Genomic DNA, 20,026 nt, shown 5'->3' on the forward strand with positions numbered 1-20,026 from the left:
TCGAAGGGGCACGCCAGCAGCTCCGCGACTGGCTGGCCGTGGAGGTCGTCCCGAGATACCGCCGTGCCGCCGAGGAGAACCTGGCGTACCTGGACTCGCTGTCACCGGCACCGTAGAGGCTGGATGCTCGCTTGGGCCCCCCGATGCCCGCTGGCGATTTCCCTGGGGGCCGATACCCCGCCTCCCCCCTCTGCCTGGAAGCGCTGGGCGCTGGGCGATGGGGAAGTTCTTTGTCCGCACGCTGGCGCCCCGGATCTCTGTGCGCTCCCCCGAGGGGAAGCCGGTAGGCTGGGGCGATGGATACGTCACCGTCGATGGGCCCCGAGGCGCTCCCGGTAGGGCTGGAAGTGGGCCCATGGCGCGTGGAGAGCCTGTGTGGCCGGGGCTCCTACGGCGCCGTGTACCGCGTGGTGGATCCAGAGGGCGAGTCCTTCGCGTTGAAGATGGCGCTGCAGCCGTGGGATCCGCGCTTCGAGCGGGAGGCGGAACTGCTGCGCCGGGTGAAGCACGCGGGGGTGCCCAAGCTGCGGGACTGGGGGGAGTGGAAGGTGAGGGGCGGAGGGGTGTACCCGTACCTGGTGATGGAGTGGGTGGAGGGGGTGCCGTTGTACGAGTGGGCGGAGCAGCGCCGGGTGTCTTCAGAAGAGGCGGCGGGGGTGTTGGCCGGGGTGGCGAGGACGCTGGAGGCGGTGCACGCGGTGGGAGGGGTGCACCGGGACGTGAAGGGCGGCAACGTGTTGGTGCGCAGAGACGGACGCGCGGTGCTGATGGACTTCGGCTCGGGGAACTACCGGGGCGCGCGTCCGCTGACACACCAGCCGCCGCCACCTGGGACATATGAGTACCAGAGTCCCGAGTCGGTGCGCTTTCAATGGCAGAGCTTGCGCCAGAGAGAGGGCCGGTTCGAGGCGGGGCCCGAGGAGGATGTGTATGCGTTGGGTGTGACGGGGTACCGGCTGGTCACCGGGAGGTATCCGCCCGAGGTGGAGGTGGAGAAGACGGAGGAAGGCTACCAGGTGCTGCCGCGTGCGCCGGTGGCGTTCGAGCCGGGGGCACCCGTGAGCCCGGAGCTGGCGGCGCTCATCCGGCAGATGCTCTCAGAGGAACCCTCGGCGCGAGGCAGCGCGGCGGAGGTTGCCCGGGCTCTGGAGGATCTGACGAAGGCCCAGCAACAGGATGGAACTCCAGTTCCTGGGCCCTTGGAGGAGGCTTTCCCGGAAGGCAGCGCCCGGTTTTCCATCGCGTGGAGCTCCATGCGGTGGATCCCCTGGGCCACAGCCGCCGTGAGCGCAGCGCTGGTGGTCTCGCTGGCGTGGATGCTGGAGCCTGCATCAGAGGATGGGACGGCGGCCAAGCAAGGGCAAGCCAGGGAAGGGACGGAGCGGGACGCAGGAACCGTGGGTTTGGCAGATGCCGTGATGGACGCGCCCTCGCAAGAAGCACTGCGTGGAGAGGCAAGCCCTCGGTTGAGTTTGGATATGCCCAAGCAGCCTTTTCCTGGCCAGCGCCAACCGCCCTGCGAGAAGCCGTTGGTCGCGGTCAACGGTGGCTGTTGGGTCCGAACGGGCGACGTGGTGCCTCCATGCGGTGCCAATTCCTACGAGTGGAAGGAGGGGTGCTACGTGCCCATGTTCCCTCCTCCGCGGCCTCATACCTCCCACCCGCCATAGTCAGGGATGGACGCCCTGCAGAGGCGCCTCCGATGGGACTGGAGGGGGGGCTATGTACCCGTTCTCCCAGGAGGACCCTCCTGCATCCGTACTTGAGCCCACATCCGGTGAGCTGCATTGGGCCCGGATGCGGAGCGGGGCCAGGGGAGCCCCATCCAGATCACGGAAGGCCAATTCCACGTCGATACATGCAGGGCTGGAGGCCCCCATGGAGCCCTTCGTGAAAAGAGGGATGTGGACGTCCTTGCCGTACCAGTAGCCAGGTTTCAGGAGCAAGAGATCCTCCGGGCCCGGAGGTTTGGCATAGACGTCCATGACCACGAATGGGAGCGGCTGGCCTGTTTCACAAGACGAGACAGATTCTGCCGTCAGATAGGCGGTCTCGATGAGGCGCTTGTCCAAGAGCAGGCCCTGCTCCGCGGCGGTCAGCAGAAAGCGCCCGGAGAGCGTTTCGCCGTCGCATTGGATGTCCTGAAGGAGGGCTGCGGCGGGCGGGCGCCGCTCAGGCGTCGAATCAGGCTTGCCCGTGCGGCCCATCGAGCATGCGAGGAGCAGGAGAGGCGCGCCAAGCGCGAATGGAAAGACGTTTACTCGCATGGGAGCAACCCATTGTCAGCGGGAACGCCCAGCCCTTGTCCGTGATGCCATCCACAGGAATGGGCTAGCTCGTGAACCATGGCCTTGGCTCGGCAATCGCGTGATGCGGGCGCTTCGCACCAGTTGATCTCCTGCGAAGGGTGATCACAGGAAGTAGGGGCATCGGAGAACCGCACGACGTAGCCCAGTGCTGCGCCCGGAACGCCGCTGCCCTGGTCCCTGCACCTCCGTTGAATCTCTTCGCTGCGGCAGTTGACCTTGACTCCCGCGCACTGCAGTTCAACACATTTCCGAAGACAGGGATGGGTAATCGCTCGTGCGGAGGCTTTGCACTCTTCAACCGTGGGCAGTTCGCGGCAGACAGAACTCATGGGGGTACCGCCATGAACACACCCCGTAAGGGCCCATGCTGCGAATGCGTTGAGTGTGAGTGCTGGCGCTGTGCGAGCCCATGCCTTGGAAACTTTGCCTGGGAAAACAATCACGGTTGCTGGCTCCCTCGCTTTGTGGCCGAGGGTTGCGCAGGAGGGGATCCGCTGTCAATTCACGCGGTTGTCCCCGGCGTTCCGTTGGGGGCACCGCCAGGAGCCACCTGGGGGCGGGCTCCCCTGTCCGAGGGGAGCCCGCCGGGTTCACCCGCCAGGCTCAGGGCTTCTTCGCGGGCTCGGTGCCGCTGCCCTCCTTCTGCGCATCGACGCTGACCACGATCCGCTCCTTGCCGACGATCTGGTAGGAGACGCGCACTTCGTCGCCCTCCTTCAGCTCCGTCAGGGCGGCCGCTTGCGAGTCCTTCTCCACCTTCGATTGCTCATCCGTCTTGAAGTCCATCTTGCGGTTGAGCTTGCTGGGCATCCGGATGGTGAGGGCCGAGCCCGACACCGACTGGACCTTCCCCTCCACCTCATGCGTCTTGAGGCCCGCGCGGGCCTTGCGGGCGTCGTACTCCTTGTTCATCCGGTGCGCTTCGTCGATCTCCGCGTCCGTCGGGCCCGGGGCCTGGGCCCGGGCCTTCTCCGCCGCCTTGCGGGCGTCGTACTCCTTGTTCATCCGGTGCGCTTCGTCGATCTCCGCGTCCGTGGGTCCCTGGGCCTGGGTTTTCTCCGCCGCCTTGCGGGCGTCGTATTCCTTGTTCATCCGGTGCGCTTCGTCGATCTCCGCGTCCGTCGGGCCCTGCTGTGGCTGGGCCTGCATCTCCTGCTGCGGCGCTTTCGCTTCGGCCGCCGGATAGCCCAGCGACACTCCCATCACGGCCACTGCTGTCATCATCCGCTTGCGCATGTGTCCTCCTGGATAGGGTTGCGACATCACACCCGGGCCCCCCCCCTTGGTGCGGCTGGGATACGAACGGGGACCCGCTCGTGCGATGTAAAGCTTTGGCATGCCGGCCGCGCGCGTCGACCAGGCCACACCGGAGAGGGTTTGCCGCTGGACGTCAATCCCTGTCTGAGGATGGATCCATGGAGCAATAGATGAAATCAAGCTGCCCCCCGGCGTGGGCTGTTTTCAGGTGCTCACGCCCATCGGTGACATCTGAGCAAGGCATGGAGGGCTTGAGGGCCCGGCAGGCGCCGCGCGGGTGTCCCGGACACTCCGGGACGCGGTATACCTCCGCCCCCATGAAGCACCGGTATGACGTCATCGTGGTGGGGCTCGGGCATGCGGGCTGCGAGGCCGCCCTCGCCTGCTCCCGCCTGGGCCTGTCCACCCTCGGCCTCACCCTCAAGCGCGACCGCGCCGCCGTCATGAGCTGCAACCCCGCCGTCGGCGGCACCGCCAAGGGCCACCTCGTGCGCGAGCTCGATGCGCTCGGCGGCGAGATGGGCCGCGCCGCCGACCTCTCCGGCACCCACTTCAAGACGCTCAATGCCTCCAAGGGCCCCGCCGTCCAGGCCACCCGCATCCTCTGTGACCGCGACGCCTACGCCCGCACCGTGCAGTCCGTTCTTTTCTCCCAGCCGGGCCTCACCGTTCAGGAGGCCGAGGTCTCCTCGCTGGTGGTGGAGGACGGCCAGGTGGTGGGCGTGGTGCTCGGCGATGGCTCCCAGGTGCAGGCCCGCGCGGTGCTCCTCACCACCGGCACCTTCCTTCAGGCCCTCATGCATGTGGGCGAGAAGAAGGAGGTGGGCGGCCGGCTCGGCGATGAGGCCGCGCGCGGGCTGTCCACCTCGCTGCGCTCGCTGGGCTTTACCTTGGGGCGCTTCAAGACGGGCACCCCCGCCCGCCTGCGCCGCGACAGCATCGATTGGGATGCCGTCGAGCCCCAGCCCAGCGACGCCCCCGCCCGCCCCTTCTCGTGGCGCACCCGTCAAGACATCGCCGCGGGGCGCCCCTTCCCGCTCCAGCCCTCCGTCACCTGCGGCATCACCTTCACCACCGAGGCCACCCACCGCCTCCTGCGCGACAACCTCCACCGCTCGCCCCTGTTCCAGGGGGACATTGTTGGCCGGGGGCCCCGCTACTGCCCCTCGCTGGAGGACAAGGTGGTGCGCTTCGCCGCCCGCGAGCGCCACCAGGTGTTCCTTGAACCGGAAGGCCCGGACTCGCCGCTCGTGTACCCGGCCGGCCTGTCCACCAGCATGCCCGCGGATGTGCAGCTCGAGTTCCTGCGCTCCATTCCGGGCCTTGCCCACGTGGAGGTGGTGCGCTTCGGCTATGCCGTGGAGTACGACTTCGCCCCGCCCACGCAGCTGTCCTCCACGCTGGAGACCAAGGCCGTGCGCGGCCTGTTCTTCGCTGGCCAGCTCAACGGCACCTCGGGCTACGAGGAGGCCGCCTTCCAGGGGCTCTATGCCGGCCTCAACGCCGCGCTCCAGGTGAAGGGCGAGCCGCCCCTGCTGCTTGGCCGCGAGGAGGCCCACGGCGCGGTGCTCGTGGATGAGCTGGTCACCAAGGGCGTGGACGAGCCGTTCCGCATGTTCACCAGCCGCTCCGAGCACCGGCTCAAGCTGCGCGAGGGCAACGCCGAGGCGCGCCTGGCCCGCCACGGGCACCGCGTGGGGCTCGTGCCCCGCGAGGCCTTGGAGCGGGTGGAGGCGCGCGCGCGGGCGGTGCGGGACGAGGTGGCGCGGCTGAAGCGCTCGGGGCTGGGGGCCCGGCTCAAGCGGCCCGAGGTGAGCTACGCCTCGCTGGCGGCCGAGGCCCGCGAGTGGCCCTCCGTGCCCCCGGAGGTGGCCGAGGAGGTGGAGGTGGAGGTGAAGTACGAGGGCTACATCGCCCAGGCCGAGCGGGCCGCCGCGCGTGAGGCGGACGCGTGGGATGGGTGGGTGATTCCCGCGGGGTTCCAGTTCGAGGGCGTGCGCGGGCTGTCCGCCGAGGCGGTGGAGAAGCTCAGCGCGCACCGGCCCGGCACGGTGGGGCAGGTGCGGCGCATTCCGGGGCTCACTCCCGCGGCGCTCTCCCTGGTGCTGGTGGCGCTCAAGCGCGAGCGCGCCCAGCGCTGAGAGGCGCTCCCGGCGCGTGGAGGCCGTGTCTCGGGCATGCTCGGGGCATGGGAATCGCCGCCGTCAGGCATTGGATCGGGGTGGTGGGGTGTCTGGCCCTGCTCTCCTCGTGCGCTGCATCTCGCGAGGCAGGTGCACCGGGGCGGCCGGCCCGGACGGTTCAGGTGCAATCGCTGTCCGGGGGACGCGCGAAGCTGTCCTTTCCGTCGGCGGCGCTTCCGGGATGGGATCGGCTGAGCGTGCAGGAGGCCCAGGCGATGATCTCGGCGCTCCACGGGGCCTTTCTTCAGGAGAGCCCGCACATCCGGATCCTCGCGCCGCCCGGAGGGGCCGCCCGGAGCACGCACGCGGAGGCGTGGGAGCGGCGATTGCGTCAGGAGTGGCTCTCGCGGTGGGGCCCCGCGTTGTTACCCTTGCCGGACACACTGGCTCACAGCCGGCTGCTTCAGGCCTTGCGGCTGTCGCCCCACTACATGGGCGAAGGGGTGCGAGAGGCGGCGCACGAGCTGTTCCGCTCGCCGGTGTTCCTGGCCAGCGTGACGCTGTCGGTGCTGGTGTACTTCGCGGCGTGGCTGGCCCCCGAGCCGGTGTTCTCCAAGGCCTTCGCGTCGGCGGCCACGGTGGCGCTCGCGCTGGTGGTGGGCGTGGTGGAGCTGACGCACCTGGCGTGGGCGTGTGTGCGGTTGTACCGGGAGTCGGAGGCGGCCCGCTCCCCAGGCGACCTGGAGGCCGCGGCGGAGCGTTTTGGCAAGGCGGTGGGCGGCGCAGGGCTGAGGGCCCTGGTGCTGGTGGCGAGCTTCGGTGTGGGCAAGGCAATGCCCTCGGTGCCCGGCGCAGGGGGGCTGATGGGCGCGCCGAGGTACGCGGTGGAGGGCGGCGTGGCGCTGGGGGCGGCGGCCTCGGTGCAGGTGGTGGCCGCCGGGGCGTTGGTGGTCAGTGGCGTGGCCACCGGGGAAGTGGCCGCCGGGCTGTGCGGTGGCACGGCCCTGTGCTCGGTGCAGTCAGCGGCCGGTGGCGTGAAGCTGTCTACCCGGTATGGCCCTGCCCACACCCGGCAGAACCCGCCTCACAACGAGGCGATTGAACAAGAGCTGGCCAGGCGGGAGGCTGCGGGGCATCGCGACTTACGGAAGAACAAGGCGCAACTGGATGCCCGCAGTGAACCCAGCTTGGATCCGGAGCCTGTCCGGGGCGTCCGTTTCCGGAGGCCGGATGCCTCCTCCCTCCGGCCGGAAGGGGTGCGGCACAACACCAACTATGTCTCCAATCCCCGGGATTTGAAGCGCGAGCTGGAGGCGCTGGAGGCCATGCGGCGCGCGGATCCCGAGGCGATCCACGAGCTGTACCTGCTCGATGGCACGCTGGTCAGGCGATATATGCCCGCAGGGAGGCCCGCCCCATGACCCGTGAGAAGACAGCGCCGAGCGCAGAGGGGGAGCCGCTCCATGAGGCGTTGACGCGGGCCTTCAAGCAGGGTGATGAGGCGGGGGCCCGTGCCGTGGTCTTCCAGCTTGGGAAGACCGAGCGTCAACGAAGAACGGAGCTGGAGGCCCTGCTGAGAAGTCCCCTCGCCCTGGCGAGACAAGCAGCCGTGTTCGGTCTGGAGACGCTGGGAGGCGCGGCCAGCGCCCGCCTGCTGGAGCAGCAACTGGAGGCCGAGGAGGCCCGGGAGGATCTCGATGGTGCCTCCGTCGCCGAGGACATCATCCGGGCGCTGGGACGCATCGAAGCGGCCGGTACCCGCGCGAGCCTCGTGAAACGGCTAGAGCGGCTGGTCCAGCGTGAGCCTGAGCTCTCGGACGTGAACGCGCTCGCGCGCATGCTCTGGCGGAAGCGCCACCCGGAGCTGATTCCCGCCGTGCAGCGCAGCCTGGCCCGGCTCTCCCTGCCCGCGCCGCATGGTTTGCATGGCCTGCTGGTGCTGCTGGAGAAGTCACCGGAAGCCCTCCGGGGGTGGGGGCTCGACCCCGCCGTGCCGGCGGCGGACAAGTCCCGGGTTCTCGCCCTGCTGGAGGAAGAGCTGCCAGAGCCCTGGGAGGCCGTGCTTCCCGCCTTTCTCTCCGCCGCGCAGGCGTGGGCGGAACCCGTGGCCCCGCAGGGGGGCGAGCCCGCCTATTTCTGTGAGCGCCTCCTGAGCCTCGTCCTCACCCACCAGGAGCGGCTGCTCGCCAGTGCCCCGGAGGGGTTCCGTTCCGCGCTGCGAGCCCTGGCCCGGAGCCTGGTCCAGGGCCCCTCCATGGGGTGCGCCCTGCGCGCGGCGGCTGTTCTCAAATTCGCTGGCACGCCGGAGGACGCAGCCCTCCTCGACGCGCACTGTCCCGCGGACGCCACGTTCGCCCAGGTCTTCCGGAATGCCGCGCGGGTCCTCCGGGAAAAGCATTAGCCCCACCGGCTCTCTCAGCCGCTGAGAAAACGGATCCGTGTCCACCTGATTGGACAGCGCTGTCCAGCCGAGTGTGCGCGCCGGGGGTTTTCGCCCAGGGCTTTCGCTCGGAGAGGCACCCGCCGGGCGTCGGCGCGGCCTTTGCTAATCCTCTGCCCCACTCTCATTGCTGGAGGGTGTGAGAGGATCCGCGGACCGCCCCGCGCAGCCCTCCTCCGTTTGCCACCCCGCTTCCCGAGCCAACGCCATGAGCCTGCCCGCATCGAGCACCGTCGTGTCCATGGGGGTCCTCGCCCTCCTCGTGGTCTGCACCGCCCACGCGGCCCCCTCCCGGACCCCCCCGGCGCGCTCCCTCGCCGCGGAGCCCCTCGCCGAGGATCCGCGCTGCCCCTTCGGCGTGGCCCCTGGCAAGCTGCAGGCCCGCGCGATGCTCGACTCGCGCCCCCAGTCCCCCCGCTACCGCGGCGGGTGTCTGGAGCACGTCGTGTTCCTCAAGGGCTCGCTGCGCGAGGGCATGTTCGCGGGCTCCCAGGCCCAGGCCTTCTTCCGCCGCGCCGAGGGCTCCGGCACCCGCCCCTCAGCCCCCGTGCGCCTGGTGCGCAAGCAGCCCTACGCGCTCAGCCGCGTCCACGCCGCCCTCACGCCCTATGAGGTGTATTACGGCGGCACCAACCTCTGCGGCGCCTCCACGTATCAGCCCGGCCGCGAGGGGGAGCTGGCCCCCGAGCCCCCCAGCGGCACCGCCCTGCTCGTGCCCGGCTACTGGGATGAGCTGGATGGCGTCTGGCGCGCCCAGTACAAGGGCGAGGACGTGTTCACCGCCGCCTGCTTCGATGGCACCGTCGCCAAGTGCGCCCACTGGGGCTACGTGCCCTGGGCCCGCTTCGCCGGCAAGAGCCTCCAGCCCTACCACCAGGCCTGCGTCCCCGCCGCCCGCGCCGAGTATGACCACGCCAAGGCCTACACCTGCGCCAACACCGCCATCGACATCTTCGACAACCTGGGCCTCTTGCGCCCCAACAAGGACCCCGCCTTCACCTTCGAGTCCCGGTGGAACGCGCACGGCCTCACCTGCGTGAGCCGCCCCCGCTGGAAGGGCTGCGAGACGGATCTCGCCGGGGTGCTCGGCGCCTGTGCGGAGCCCTCGGCCCCCTGGAGCTGGGGAAGAGACCTCATCGGCATCCGCAGCTCCGCGGAGCGCGGGCTCCAGAACTACGACGCGGTGTCCTCGGCCTCCATGCCCTTCCTCTGCCCCGTGGAGGGCGCCGCCGACGTGGGCTGCCAGGCCCAGCCGGAGTGAGCCTCAGGGCCTGGGGGCGTCCGCGCACACGCGCATCCCCGTGCCGATGTCCCGCGTGCGCGGCTCCACGAACGTCCGGTTCGCCACCAGCACCGATACCCGGTCGAAGTACCAGGAGCCTCCCCGGATGGCGATCTCCTCCCGGGCCCCCATCGACTGGGTGAACTCGTACACGTTGCCCGTCATGTCCAGGAGCCCGAAGGGGCTCGCCGACGCCGGGTGCGAGCCCACCTCGTCCGGGCCGAACGCATCCGTCTTCCGCCCGTACGTCTGGTCGAAGTTCGCATCCTCCGCCTCCAGCCGGTTGCCGTGCGGGAACGCGCGCCCGTCCGCCCCCCGCGCCGCCCGCTCCCACTCCCGCTCGTGGCAGAAGCGCGCCCCGGGCACCCGCCCCGTCCGGTCCAGCCACGCGAGGTACGCGCGCGCGTCCTCGTAGGAGATGCCCGACACCGGCAGGCGCGACCAGTCCTGCTCCCGCCGCACCGCGCGGCCGGCAAAGCGCAGCGGCTCGCCCTCGTTCGCCTCCAGCGCGTGCTTGTTGAGCTGAAGCCTCAGGCGCCAGCGCCCCGCGGCCGAGGGCGTCAGCTCCACGCCCCACTGCCGCAAGTCCGAGTACGGCCGGTGCCCCTGCGCCGTCCCCTCGGCGGGCCCGTCCCGGAGGAACGCCAGCCACTGGCCGAACGTCACCTCCGTGCGCGCCACCAGGAACGCCCCCGTCCTGCTCTCGTGCAGGGGCTGCGCGTTGAGCAGTCCCCGGCGCATGTCCTCGGGGTCCGCGCTGCCCACCAGGAACCGGCCCGGCGGCACGTACACGAAGCCCTCCGGCACCGTGCCCTGGGCCGGCAGCGCCAGGTGCAGCACCAGGGGCTCGCCGCGCGCGAGCAGCACCGGCGCCCGCACCTCCACCCGCCCGGGCGCGTGCAGCGTCAGCCGGTAGGAGCCCGGCCCTTCCGGCAGGCTCAGCCCCTCCAGAGGCGTGCGCCCCAGGCGCCGGGGCGCCGTGAGCGCCCGCGTGCCCTTCGCGTCCTCCAGGTACCGCTCCAGCACCACCTCGGCCCCGGGCGGCGAGGTGGTGAGGGAGAGCGTGGGCGGAGCCTGGAGCTGCTGCTGGCGCTCCCCGCCGCTGTCGTAGGCCTTGATTCGCCGCGCCATCTCCCGCTGCCGCTCCGGCTGGTGGAAGGCCTCCGCCAATTCCAGCCGCTCCACCAGCAGGTCCACGAGCCGCCCCCGGATGTGCTCGTTCAACAGGTCCACCACCAGCGCCGCCTCCAGCGACTGGCCCGCCTCATCCAGCGCGTCGTCCGCCTCCTGCCGCGCCGCCAGCGCCTCCTCCCAGGCGCGCTCAGCCGCCTCGCGCCGCGCCGCCGTCTCCTCCACCGTGCCCCCGCCCACCGCCTCGAACAGGCCGTGCGCCCGCTGCCGCAGCGCCTCCGCGGCCCGCTTGCGCGCCAGGCCCCGCTCCGCGAGCCCCGTGGCCTGGGCCTCGTAGCCGGCCACCTTCTGGGCCCGCGTCCACTGCCCGTGCAGCCGCACCCCGCCCAGCACCGCCACCAGCACCAGCGGCACCGCCATGAGCAGCGCCCGCTGGCGCCAGCGCCGCCGCCGCGTCGCCGAGTGCGAGGCGTCCAGGAACTCCGTGCCCCGGGGAGACAGCGCGTCCCGGTCCACCCCTTGCGTCTCCTGCAAGAGCCGCTCGCTCCACAGCGCCTCGCGCGCGCGCTCCAGCCGCGTCCACTCGGCCGCCGCCGCCTCCAGCCGCTCGCGCACCGGGCGCTTCTCCCCTTCCGTCACCAGCCAGCGGCGCAGCGTGCCCCACCCGCGCAGCAGCGCCTCGTGGGCCACCTCGTACGTCGTCTCCCCGTCCGTCTCGCGCGCCACCACGAGCCGCCCCTTCACCAGCGCATCCAGCGCGCCCTGGGTGGCCGGCTCCCCCGCGTCCAGCTCCGTGCCCGTGCGCCGCGCCCCCGTGCCCTCGGGGCTCACCAGCCGGGGCAGCAGCGCGCGCGCCGCCCGGCGTTGCAGGGGCGGCAGGCCCGCGAGCACCCGGTCCGCGTGCCGCGAGAGCGCCCCGTCCACCCCGCCCAGCGCCTCCAGCGCCGAGGCCGGAATGCACCGGCGCGCCTCGTCCCGCGCCTCCCACAGCTCCGCCATGGTGAACTGGAGCAGCGGCAGCCCCCCGGCGGAGCTCACCGCCGAGGCGGCCAGCGTGCTCACCAGCGCCTCGCTCTCGAAGTGGATGCCCTGGCCCTGCGCGGGGCCGGTGATGGCCGCGCGCGCCGCTTCCGCCGACAGCGGCCGCAGCAGGTACAGCGCCCGGGCCACCTGCTCCCCCAGCCCCGGCAGCGAGGCAAGCCGCGTGAAGAAGTCCCCGCGCACGGTGAGCAGCACCCGCACGCCGGGCAGCTCCGAGAGCCGCACCACCGCCTCGGCGAACGGTGCCGCCTCCTCCGGGGCCCCGATGGTGAACAGCTCCTCGAGTTGATCCACGAAGACGAGCAGCCCGTCCGAGCGCCCCAGCGTGCGCGACAGCTCGCGCACGAAGGCCCGGGGCTCGGTGCCCAGGAGCGCGCCCGGCTGCGCCCCGCCCTTCTCCCACAGGGGCTCGGCCGCTGAGGCCAGCGCCGCGAGCGGGTGCGCGCCCGGAATGAGGCCCAGCACCCGGTAGTGCCTCCCCTGCCCCAGCGCCCCTTCCGCCACGCGCGGCAGCACCCCGGCCCGGCACAGCGAGGACTTCCCCACCCCGGAGTCCCCCGTCACCAGCACGAGCGGCTCGGCGCGCAGCCGCTCCAGCACCGCCTCCACCTCCTGGCTCCGGCCGAAGAAGCACGCCCGGTGCTCCGCCTCGAAGGGCCTCAGGCCCCGGTACGGGTTGCCCTCGGGCAGCTCCCCGCCCGGCGGGCTCTCCAGCTCCCGCTGCAGCCCCGCGAGCGCCGTACACAGCTCGTCCGCGGAGGCGAAGCGCCGCTCCGGCTCGATGTGCAGGCACCGGTCCACCAGCGCCGCGAACCGCGGGTCCACGTCCTTCGCCCGCTCCGTGAGCGGCGGGGCGGCGGCCGAGGCCCACGCCTCGAAGGGCAGCTGCTCGTCGAGCCACTGCCGGGGGGCCATGCCCGCGCACAGCTCGTAGAGCACCGCGCCCAGCGAGTACAAATCACTGCGCCGCGTGGAGGGCTCGCCGCGCAGGGCCTCGGGGGCCATGTAGAGCGGCGTGCCCATCAGGTCCTCCGCGTCGCTCAGCTCGCGCAGCGCGGGCGCCACGGGCCCCGCGCGCCCCGGCGCCTCCAGGGGCGCCATGCGCGGGCCCTCCAGGAGCTTGGCGAGCCCGAAGTCCAGCAGCTTCACCTCCCCTTCCTCGGTGAGCATGGCGTTGGCGGGCTTGATGTCCCGGTGGAGCACCCCCTGCCGGTGCGCGGCGGCCAGCCCCCGCGAGAGCCCCAGGGCGATGCTCAGCACGCGCTCGGGGGCGAGCGGCCGCGTCAGCTCCCCGAGCGTCTGGCCGCGGATGAACTCGGTGACGAGGTAGGGCCTGCCCTCCACCTCGCCCACGCGGTGCACGGTGACGACGTTGGGGTGGGACAGCCGGGCGATGGCGCGCGCCTCGGCGTGGAAGCGCTTGCGAGCGGCCTCGTCCGGCCGCACCGAGGCGATGAGCTTGAGCGCCACGGTGCGCTCCAGCAGCGTGTCCTCCGCGAGGTACACCTGGCCCATGCCGCCCCGGCCGAGCAGCCGCAACAGGCGGTACTCGCCCATCGTCTCCGGTGGGCTCCACCCCGGTTTTGGCAGGGGCCTCGGCATGCTCCTCTAGGCCTTGGGGGGCGCAGCGCGCACGGCGCCCGGGCTCAGGGCTTCCTCCGTTCGAGGCCAAAGGCGGCGATGAGGTTGTAGATGTGCGAGCGCGACAGCTCCAGCTTGCCCGCCGCCTCGGTGATGTTCCACGCCGTGTCTTCCAGCGTCTTGAGGAGCAGCTGCGCCTGGAAGCGCTGCGTGGCCTCCTGGAAGGTGAGCGGCCCGGGCTCCTGCGCCGCGGCGCCCCGGGCCTCGGGGAACAGGTGCCGCCGCTCGATGCGCGCCACCCCCTCCCCCGCCGCGCGGATGACGGCCGCCTGCACCTTGTGCCCCAGCTCGCGCACGTTGCCCGGCCACTCCGCGGCCTCCACCGCGCGCAGCGCCCCGGGCGACAGCCGAAGCCTGGGCAGGTGGTGCTGCTCGCACGCCAGGGCGCAGAAGTGCTCGGCCAGATCCGGCAAGTCCTCGGGCCGCTCGGCCAGCGCGGGCAGCCGGATGGGCAGCACCTCCAGCCGGTACAGCAGGTCCTCGCGGAAGGTTTTCCGGGCCACCGCGGCGCGAAGATCCACGTTGGTGGCGGCCAGAATCCGCACGTCGGCGCGCTGGGGCCGGGTGCCCCCGAGCGGGTAGTACTCCCGGGACTGGAGCAGCTGCAGCAGCTTGGCCTGGGAGGTGAGCGGCAAGTCCCCCACCTCGTCCAGGAAGAGCGTGCCCCCCTCGGCGGCGGCCACCTTGCCCTCCACCTTGCGCGAGGCGGTGGAGTGCGCGCCGGGCAGCACGCCGAACAGCTCGCTCTCCACGAGCGTCTCGGGCAGCGCCGCGCAGTTGAGCTCCAGGAAGGGGCGCGCGGCGCGCGGGCTGTTGTCGTGGATGACGCGCGCCAGCTGCGTCTTGCCCGTGCCCGAGGGGCCCGTGAGCAGCACGTTCACGTCCAGCGGCGCCACGAGCGACACCTGCTCCAGCACCCGGGCGAGCGTGGGGCTCCGGCCGATGACGCCCTCGGCGCGCAGCCGGCCGCGGAAGGGCTGCGTGGCATCGGCCGCCTCGCGCTGGCGGTGCAGGGTGAGCAGCCGCTCGGCGAAGGTGGCCAGGTAGCGGGCGAAGATTTCGAGCCGCTTGCGGTCCTCCTCGGAGAAGGGGCCGGGCTGGTGCCGGTCCTGGAGGTACACCACGCCCAGGGTGGGGCTCGCGCCAATGGGGGCGCACAGCACCGCCTCGCTGCGGTTGCGCCGCACGCTGTGGCGCGAGCCGAAGCGCGGGTCCCTCATCGCCGACTCGGTGACGATGGTCTGCCCGGTGGCGAGCGCCTCGGCGATGACGCCGCGCGAGAACGTGGCGCGAATCTCCTCCACCTCCTCGTCGTAACAGCCGTGCGCCATCCAGAAGCGGGGGGGCCCCTCGTGCTGCTGGTCCTCCAGCAGCTCGATGTAGCCGCGCTTCGCACCGGACATGCTCGCGCTGAGCGCGAGGGCTTCTTCGAGGAAAGGTTCGAGGGAGTCCCGGGCCCCCAACTCGAGGAGGTTCCGGTAGAAGTCCCGTTCCTGCTGAAGCCTGTCGCGCTCGCCGTCCTGCGTCACGTCATGAGGGGCGGTGGGCACACGCCAGAGTGTAAGCCAAGCATCCAGGATGGGTGAAGGTGGCCGGAGCGGCGGCGTGTCGAGCCGGCTGGACGCTCGCGCGGGGGGCTGTCCACCCGGGTGGACACCGCCTTGCGCCAAGTGCGCAAGAAGGCTCGCGGGCGCCGGGGGCACAGCGCTTGCTCAGGTCTCCCGCGCGATGCAAAGCCTGTCCCGTCAGCGTGGTGGAGCTCCTGAGACGAAGACGCGGGGGCCCCGGAGGCTCCTGCCGTGGATGGGGCTCTGCCTGCTCGCCGGTTGTGGGTGGGCGGACTCGCCGCCGGGGCCGGATGCCTTCGCCCCCGCGCCTGGGGTGCAGGCCCCGAAGCGCCTGCCGTTCCGCTCCACCCGCCGCGCCACGCCGATGCAGGCGCTGGGGCTGGGGGGGATGGCCGCCATGGCCGCCTGTGGCTTCCACGCGATGGCGCTCCGGGGCGCGCGCACCGGCGGAGGGTTGGGCGCGCGCCAGGAGGGAACGTCCGAGCACCGCGCCACGCCCAGGCAGGCGGCGGATCAACGCGGGGTGAGGGCGGTGGCGGGCGGCTACCAGTACTCGCTGGCGGTGCACACGGACGGCACCGTCTGGGCGTGCGGCTCCAACAGCGCGGGGCAGCTCGGCCACGGCACCACGTCCGCCCACGCCCAGCCGGGGCGGATTCCGGGGCTCACCGGCGTGGTGGGCGTGGCGGCCGGGGGCTCGCACGCGCTGGCGGTGCGCGCGGACGGCACCGTGTGGGCCTGGGGCAACAACGGCTATGGCCAGCTTGGTGACGGGAGCACCACCCACCGCGCCACGCCGGTGCAGGTGCCCGGGCTCTCCGGCGTGGTGGCGGTGGCGGGGGGCTACATGCACTCGCTGGCCCTGGGCGCGGACGGCACCGTGTGGGCCTGGGGCTTCAACGACTATGGCCAGCTCGGCGAGGGCTCCACGCTCCACCAGGCCACGCCGGTGCGGGTGCCCGGGCTCTCCGGCGTGGTGGGCGTGGCGGCCGGGGGCTTCCACTCGCTGGCCCTGTGCGCGGACGGCACCGTGTGGGCCTGGGGCAACAACGGCTTCGGCCAGCTCGGCGAGGGGCGCTCCACCCAGCGCACGCGGCCTGGCCGGGTGGAGGGGCTGGGCGAGGTGGTGGCGGTGGCCGGCGGCTTCTACCACTCGCTGGCGGTGCGGGCGGGGGGCACGCTCTGGGCCTGGGGCAACAACTACAGCGGCCAGCTCGGCAACGGCTCCTTCTCCTCCCGCGCGCGGCCCGCCCCCGTGGAGGGGCTGGGGCCGGTGGTGAGCGCGGCGGGCGGCGGCATGCACTCGCTGGCGGTGCTGGCCGACGGCACCGTGTGGACCTGGGGCCGCAACGAGGAGGGCCAGCTCGGCAACGGGCTCACCCAGGAGCGCTCACGGCCGGTGCAGGTGCCCGGGCTCCAAAGCGACGGAGCGGTGGCCGGCGGCTTCTATCACTCGCTGGCGGTGCACCGGGGCGGGGCCCTCCAGGCCTGGGGCCTCAACGACTTGGGCCAGCTGGGAGACCGTCCGGAGCCGGGCGCCCCCAGCCCCGCGGCCGGGTGGATTCAGGGAAACACGCGCGCGGCCTTCACGTCGCAGTAGGCCTCGTGCACGAAGTGGCCCCAGGTGGCGGCCCGGGAGGGCTCGCGGGCGCGGCCCGTGTACCGGGCGGCGAGCGCGTGCAGGGGGTTCTCCGGAGGCGTGCCGTCCCGGTCCGCGTCCGCCTCCTCCGGCGGGGGCGGCGGGGGAGGGTGGGCCTGCGTGACGATGCGCAGGTACTTCGCGGACGCCATGATGTTGAGGGCGTCATCGGCCAGCAGGCGCGCCAGGTGCAGCGGGGAGGCATGGCGCAGCACCTCGGGGGCGAGCACCTCCGAGAGCAGCGCGTGGTGGGTGAGGGCCGGGAGGGCCACCTGCCCGAGGCCGAGGAAGGAGGAGGGAGCGCCCTCGGCGGCCCGGGCATAGTGCTTGGCCTCCTCCTGCGCGGACTGGTCTCTCTGCTCGGCCAGCAGGAGCGCGGCGAGCAGCGCGGGCTCCTGGCCATACTGGCGCGCGGCCACGGCGATGAGCTCCGCGCGGGCCGGGGGCAGGGGGCCCCAGATGGTGGGCATGAGCGTGGTGAGGGGCCGCCGCAGCACGAGCTTGGCCTGGAGCAGCCGGTCCTTCGCGCCGAGCTTGGCCAGGTACGTGGACCAGTCCCCGGCGGAGGCGGGGGCGAGCGTGGGCGGCGGGGGCACCTGCCGCCAGCGGGACCACTTGTCGCTCCGGGGCACGGTGCGCGCGTCGGGGCGGATGCCGGTGGCGCCCTGGCCGGTGAAGGGCTCGCGGCCATCCCGCGGAATCACCCGCTGGTAGGGCGTGTCATCGAACCGCTGGCCGTGGGCGGGCACCCCCAGCCGCAGCAGGTTGAAGCGCACCTGCCACAGCTCCTCGGCCACGGTGGGGCCGTCCCCCTCCTTAATAGGAAGATCGATTCGCGCGAGGACGGCCTGGACGGTGCGGGCCTGGGCGGCATCCGCGTGCACGGCGAGCACCTCTAATAAGGTGCGGCGCTGCTCCGGGGCCTCCACCCGGCGCACGAGCACCTCCAGGGTGCCGCGCTGGGACAGCTCGCCCAGGGTGGCGGAGAGGTGCGAATCGCGGCGCAGGAGCTGCACCACCTCGCGCTGCTCCAGCGGGGGCACGAGCGCCTCGGGCCGGTGACACGACAGCTTGGCCTCTACCTGCTGCGCGACGCTGGGCATGGCGAAGCCCCCTTCTACCATGTCCTCGCGGGGCGGGAGGAGCCGCCCCCGGGGGGCCGGGGCGGTGGATCTCCCGAGGGGGTGTGGACAACGTGTGGACAACTCGGAGCAACCTGTAGCATGCAGCAATTCCGGGCGGTTGCAGGGCCCGTGGCGGAGGAGGCGCTGTGGATAACGTGCGGTTCATGGATCAGCTTCAGCGGGGCTGCGAGGCCCTGGGGGTGAGCGTGGGTGAGGACGTGGGGCCGCGGCTCCAGCGGCTCATGGGCGAGCTGCTCAAGTGGAACGCGAAGGTGAACCTGACCGCCATCACCGCGCCGGAGGAGGTGCTGGAGAAGCACTTCCTCGACTCGCTGGCGGTGCTGCCCGAGGTGGAGGGCGCCACCTCCTTATTAGACCTGGGCGCGGGGGCGGGCTTTCCGGGGCTGCCGCTGAAGCTGGCGCGGCCGGCGCTGGCGGTGACGCTGGTGGACTCGGTGGGCAAGAAGGTGGGCTTTCTCAAGGCGGCCATCGCGGTGCTGGGGCTGAAGGAGGCGCGGGGGCTGCACCTGCGCGCCGAGGGCGGCCCGGAGCGCGAGGGGATTCCGCGCGCGGAACTGCTCATCGCCCGGGCCTTCATGGACTTGCCGGACTGGCTCGCGCTGGCCCCCGCGTACGTGCAGCCCGGAGGGCGCGTGGTGGCGATGCTCGGCAAGGCGCAGCCGGAGTCCGAGCTGACGGCGCGCGCCACCGAGCGGGGGCTGCGCGTGGTGTCCTCGCGCCAGTACCGGCTGCCGTTCTCCGGCGCCGAGCGCCAGGTGGCCGTGTTCTCCCAGGCCTGAGCCGGCGGCCCGGGAGGGGAGGGCGCCCGGGGTGTCTCAGCGCTCCAGGTTCGGGCCGCGCAGGGAGCAGCCGCTGCCGTAGAGCTCCAGCGAACGGACGCTGAGCAGGTCCGAGCCGGACAGGCGCACCTTGAAGCGCACGGACTGGATGGGGCGGCGGGCGAACTGAATGAGGTGCGGCACGTCGTTCTCGGCGGCGGTGTTCGTCACGGCGAACATCGGCTCCCAGGTCCTGCCATCCAGGCTGGTCTCCAGGATGCCCTCGGCGCTCGTGCGGCCGGGCCCCGTCACCGCCCAGGTGAGCACCAGGGCATTGAGCTCCACCTCCTTCGGGAGGTCCACCCGGAGCCACGTGGGCTGAGCGGTGCTGCGCCAGGCGGTGTCCGGATCGTGATCCAGGACGGCCTTGGGCTCCTGACCGGGCACATGAATGGAGGAGGTGGCCGTGCCGCGCTGGGCCCACTCACACCGTCTGGGGGTGTGCTGGGGCTCCAGAACCTCCATCCCCTGGAGCGGGATCTTCATCGAGCCCGGTTTTTGTCCCTGGTCATACGCGAAGCCCATCGACCGCGTCGGAAGGGTGGGTTGCCTTCGTGCGCGGGACGAGGGCGGGGAGCCGTGCCGCACGGGAGGCCCCGGGGCCATGGACTGGGGGCCCGGAGCCGCCAGCGCGGAGACGTCCACGCGGGGCCGGAACCCAGACAGCGGGGAGAGCTTCTTCAGGAACAGCCCCACCCCCAGGGCGGTGAGACACACGCCGGTGCCGAGCAGGGCCACCTTCAGGAGCGGGGTCCGCCGCCGGGGGGGAAGGACAGAGGGCTCCAGGGCCCGCATCGCCTCGTAGGCGGAGGAGAACCGCGCGCGCCGGTCCGGGGCGGAGAGCCGCTCCAGGAACCGGGCGAAGGGGGGAGACACCGCGAGGGGAGGGGAGGGGTTCCCAGGCGCCGCGCCCGTGAGCCCCTGCTTCAGGAGGACCCCCAGCGAGAACAGGTCCGTGGTGGCATCAGCCCTGCCGGAGCCCTGCTCGGGCGGACGATAAGGAGAGGGGGCCCGGCCCGGGCGGAGCATGGGGCCGGAGCCCATGCCGAAGTCCACCAGGAACAGGGCGCCATCGGCGCGGCGGATGAGGTTCGAGGGCTTCAGGTCCCCATGGACAAGGGGCGGGGTGCGCTCCTGGAGGTAGCGCAGCAGCCCCAGCACCTGGACCGCGAGCCCCTGGGCCTCCGTCTCGGTGAGCCGCCCGCGGGCGAAGTCCTCTTCCAGAGAGGTGCCCTCGATGTACTCCTGAACCCGGTAGGCCCGGGTGTCCGCGCCGCTGCCGCTGAGGAGCACCTCCAGGTAGCGGGGAACGCAAGGGTGGGCGAGGGCCTGGAGCCGCTGAAGCTCGAGCTGCATGCCGCGAAGGTCCGCGGGGGACGGCTCGGTGGAGAAGCACCGCTCCCGGAGGACCATCCGCCCCTCGGGGCCCTGGGCCAGGTACGTGCGCCCCATGCCGTCGTGGCTCAGGACGCGGAGGACGCGGTAGGGCCCCACGCGGACCACGGCGCCGCACTGGCCACAGAAGGGGGCCTCCACGGGCTGGGTGCAGGCCGGGCAGGACAGCTCCTGGACCCCCACCTCCAGCCCCTCCCGCTCCACTTCACCCGGCCCCCCGCGCGTCCGCTCCATGGG

Annotated in this window: 13 protein-coding genes; 8 read left to right on the forward strand and 5 right to left on the reverse strand. The window is 72.4% G+C overall.

What is annotated here, in order from left to right:
* Both KY661_RS35295 and KY661_RS35300 read left to right on the forward strand, forming a co-directional pair.
* On the forward strand, positions 1-116 hold a 116-nt coding region (locus tag KY661_RS35295), incomplete at its 5' end, for a DUF2379 family protein (protein WP_225414409.1).
* 180 nt (positions 117-296) lie between these two features.
* Positions 297-1,670 (forward strand): serine/threonine protein kinase, encoded by a 1,374-nt coding sequence (locus tag KY661_RS35300; RefSeq protein WP_225414377.1) that lies wholly within the window; start codon positions 297-299, stop codon positions 1,668-1,670.
* Between the two features lie 1,242 nt (positions 1,671-2,912).
* Here the strand turns inward: KY661_RS35300 and KY661_RS35305 are convergent.
* Positions 2,913-3,545, reverse strand: a complete 633-nt coding sequence (locus KY661_RS35305; RefSeq protein WP_225414378.1) for a hypothetical protein — start codon at positions 3,543-3,545, stop codon at positions 2,913-2,915.
* Between the two features lie 338 nt (positions 3,546-3,883).
* Here KY661_RS35305 and mnmG point away from each other — a divergent pair, with 338 nt between their 5' ends.
* The 4 genes from mnmG to KY661_RS35325 all read left to right on the forward strand — a co-directional run bounded on the left by mnmG (position 3,884) and on the right by KY661_RS35325 (position 9,390).
* The gene (mnmG, locus tag KY661_RS35310) at positions 3,884-5,707 is read left to right on the forward strand and encodes a tRNA uridine-5-carboxymethylaminomethyl(34) synthesis enzyme MnmG (RefSeq protein WP_225414410.1); all 1,824 of its coding nucleotides are present in this window, start codon (positions 3,884-3,886) and stop codon (positions 5,705-5,707) included.
* Between the two features lie 164 nt (positions 5,708-5,871).
* Entirely contained in the window at positions 5,872-7,110 is a 1,239-nt protein-coding gene (locus KY661_RS35315) for a hypothetical protein (protein ID WP_225414379.1), read from the forward strand.
* Positions 7,107-8,090, forward strand: a complete 984-nt coding sequence (locus KY661_RS35320; protein WP_225414380.1) for a hypothetical protein — start codon at positions 7,107-7,109, stop codon at positions 8,088-8,090. The genes KY661_RS35315 and KY661_RS35320 overlap by 4 nt, the downstream gene beginning before the upstream one ends.
* A gap of 247 nt (positions 8,091-8,337) precedes the next feature.
* Positions 8,338-9,390 (forward strand): ADYC domain-containing protein, encoded by a 1,053-nt coding sequence (locus KY661_RS35325; protein ID WP_225414381.1) that lies wholly within the window; start codon positions 8,338-8,340, stop codon positions 9,388-9,390.
* A gap of 3 nt (positions 9,391-9,393) precedes the next feature.
* Here the strand turns inward: KY661_RS35325 and KY661_RS35330 are convergent, their stop codons facing one another.
* Complete coding sequence (locus tag KY661_RS35330) at positions 9,394-13,140, reverse strand: nSTAND1 domain-containing NTPase (protein ID WP_225414382.1); 3,747 nt, start codon at positions 13,138-13,140, stop codon at positions 9,394-9,396.
* Positions 13,141-13,229: 89 nt separating this feature from the next.
* Positions 13,230-14,774, reverse strand: coding sequence for a sigma-54-dependent Fis family transcriptional regulator (locus tag KY661_RS35335; protein WP_225414383.1), 1,545 nt, complete (start codon positions 14,772-14,774; stop codon positions 13,230-13,232).
* Between the two features lie 253 nt (positions 14,775-15,027).
* Between KY661_RS35335 and KY661_RS35340 the strand changes: the two genes are divergently transcribed.
* Complete coding sequence (locus KY661_RS35340) at positions 15,028-16,392, forward strand: RCC1 domain-containing protein (RefSeq protein WP_225414384.1); 1,365 nt, start codon at positions 15,028-15,030, stop codon at positions 16,390-16,392.
* Here the strand turns inward: KY661_RS35340 and KY661_RS35345 are convergent.
* On the reverse strand, positions 16,356-17,534 hold the full coding sequence (locus KY661_RS35345; RefSeq protein ID WP_225414385.1) for a hypothetical protein: 1,179 nt from the start codon (positions 17,532-17,534) through the stop codon (positions 16,356-16,358). The genes KY661_RS35340 and KY661_RS35345 overlap by 37 nt on opposite strands.
* Before the next feature lie 167 nt (positions 17,535-17,701).
* Between KY661_RS35345 and rsmG the strand changes: the two genes are divergently transcribed.
* Positions 17,702-18,355: a 16S rRNA (guanine(527)-N(7))-methyltransferase RsmG gene (gene rsmG, locus KY661_RS35350; protein WP_225414386.1), complete on the forward strand. Its 654-nt coding sequence runs from the start codon at positions 17,702-17,704 to the stop codon at positions 18,353-18,355.
* Between the two features lie 36 nt (positions 18,356-18,391).
* On the opposite strand, the gene KY661_RS35355 is transcribed toward rsmG, so the two are convergent.
* A complete protein-coding gene (locus KY661_RS35355; RefSeq protein ID WP_225414387.1) occupies positions 18,392-20,023 on the reverse strand; it encodes a protein kinase domain-containing protein in 1,632 nt (543 codons plus the stop codon).
* Positions 20,024-20,026: the final 3 nt, after the last annotated feature.

Source organism: Allostigmatella hybrida (genome assembly GCF_020103775.1).
Lineage (GTDB): Bacteria > Myxococcota > Myxococcia > Myxococcales > Myxococcaceae > Hyalangium > Hyalangium aurantiaca.

What these genes read in the sequence shown, in the direction of transcription:
- KY661_RS35300 (WP_225414377.1), top strand. Translation starts at nt 297, where the DNA reads ATGGATACGTCACCGTCGATGGGCCCCGAGGCGCTCCCGGTAGGGCTG.
- KY661_RS35305 (WP_225414378.1), bottom strand. Translation starts at nt 3,545, where the DNA reads ATGCGCAAGCGGATGATGACAGCAGTGGCCGTGATGGGAGTGTCGCTG.
- mnmG (WP_225414410.1), top strand. Translation starts at nt 3,884, where the DNA reads ATGAAGCACCGGTATGACGTCATCGTGGTGGGGCTCGGGCATGCGGGC.
- KY661_RS35320 (WP_225414380.1), top strand. Translation starts at nt 7,107, where the DNA reads ATGACCCGTGAGAAGACAGCGCCGAGCGCAGAGGGGGAGCCGCTCCAT.
- KY661_RS35325 (WP_225414381.1), top strand. Translation starts at nt 8,338, where the DNA reads ATGAGCCTGCCCGCATCGAGCACCGTCGTGTCCATGGGGGTCCTCGCC.
- KY661_RS35330 (WP_225414382.1), bottom strand. Translation starts at nt 13,140, where the DNA reads ATGGGCGAGTACCGCCTGTTGCGGCTGCTCGGCCGGGGCGGCATGGGC.
- KY661_RS35340 (WP_225414384.1), top strand. Translation starts at nt 15,028, where the DNA reads ATGGGGCTCTGCCTGCTCGCCGGTTGTGGGTGGGCGGACTCGCCGCCG.
- KY661_RS35345 (WP_225414385.1), bottom strand. Translation starts at nt 17,534, where the DNA reads ATGCCCAGCGTCGCGCAGCAGGTAGAGGCCAAGCTGTCGTGTCACCGG.
- KY661_RS35355 (WP_225414387.1), bottom strand. Translation starts at nt 20,023, where the DNA reads ATGGAGCGGACGCGCGGGGGGCCGGGTGAAGTGGAGCGGGAGGGGCTG.